At 62.3% G+C, this 1579-nt stretch carries 1 pseudogene; it reads left to right on the top strand.

Annotated elements, in window-relative coordinates:
- Positions 1-106: 106 nt before the first annotated feature.
- Positions 107-1579, top strand: a pseudogene (locus tag LCM4577_RS28980) (hypothetical protein); the annotation flags it as partial.

Consider the following 1579-nt stretch of genomic DNA (forward strand, 5'->3'; position numbering starts at 1 on the left):
CAAGTGGCCTGACCAGCCAGGGTGTGGCGAGGGCACTTTCGCAGTTGCTGGTGAGGTTCTTCGCCGCGCTGAGACGGAGGGATTTTCCCAATTCAATCCGCAGAGCTTGACCAACCTGGTCAATGGCTTCAGCAAATGGCCGAACCAGGCGGAGTGTCGGGACGCCACCAGCGCTATCGGCACCGAGGTGACGTACCTCGCAAGCCGAGCCAAGCGGCTCTCCGATTTTGTACCGCAGGACCTGGCGAACCTGGTGAACGGTTTCAGCAAGTGGCCGGAACAGGAAAGCACGCGCGAAGCGACGATCGCCATCGGCTCTGAGATCAGTCGCGAGGCCAACCGACTCGGTCGCTTTCCTGAGCAGGAGCTGGCCACTTTGGTAAACGGTTTCAGCAAGTGGCCGCAAGAGCCAGGCATACGTCAGGCGGCGGTCGCCATCGCCGGGGAGATCGCCTCCCGTGCCGACAAAATCAAGGGATTTACCCATCAGCAGCTGGCCATACTGGTGAACGGTTTCAGCAAGTGGCCCGAAGAACCCAATATGCGCCAGGCTGCAGTCAACGTTGCCCGCGAGATCGTTGCGCGTGCCAGGGAGCTGGGTCGATTCACGGATCAACATCTGGCCAATCTGGTGAATGGTTTCAGCAAGTGGCCGGAACAGGTGAAGACGCGCGAAGCGGCCGTCGCCATCGCCTCTGAGGTCAGCCGCGACGCCCGACTTTCTCGTTTCCCTGAGCAGGATCTGGCCAATCTGGTGAACGGCTTCGCCAAGTGGCCGCAAGAGCCAGGCATGCGCCAGGCGGCGGTCGCCATCGCCGGGGAGATCGCCTCCCGCGCCGGCCAACTCGCCGGATTTGCCGATCAACATTTGGCGAATCTGGTGAACGGTTTCAGCAAATGGCCCGAACAGGAGAAGACGCGCGAAGCGGCCGTCGCCATCGCCTCTGAGGTCAGCCGCGACGCCCGACTTTCTCGTTTCCCTGAGCAGGATCTGGCCAATCTGGTGAACGGCTTCGCCAAGTGGCCGCAAGAGCCAGGCATGCGCCAGGCGGCGGTCGCCATCGCCGGGGAGATCGCCTCCCGCGCCGGCCAACTCGCCGGATTTGCCGATCAACATTTGGCGAATCTGGTGAACGGTTTCAGCAAATGGCCCGAACAGGAGAAGACGCGCGAAGCCACGGCCGCAGTTGCCTGCGAGATTCTCCGCCGCACCAGTCACCTCCGTGGATTTACTGACCAACATGTGGCGAACCTGGTGAACGGATTCAGCAAGTGGCCCGAGGAGCCTGAAGTGCGCCAAGCTGCAGTGGGCCTCGCCGAGGAGATCGTGTCCCGCGCCGGCCAACTCGCCGGATCTGCCGATCAACACCTGGTGACCTTAGTGAATGGTTTCAGCAAGTGGCCGGATCAGCAGAAGATGCGCGAGGCTACGGTCACCATTGGCAGGGAGGTCCTTCGCCGCGCCGATCGCCCGGATGTCGGGCTCTCCGATTTTACGGCGCAAGGCTTGGCGGTCCTGGTGAACGGCTTTGGCAAGTGGACGCAAGAGCCGGTGTGCTATCGGGCTCTGGTGGAGATC

It is taken from the genome of Mesorhizobium sp. LCM 4577 (assembly GCF_001854795.2).
Classification (GTDB): domain Bacteria; phylum Pseudomonadota; class Alphaproteobacteria; order Rhizobiales; family Rhizobiaceae; genus Mesorhizobium; species Mesorhizobium plurifarium.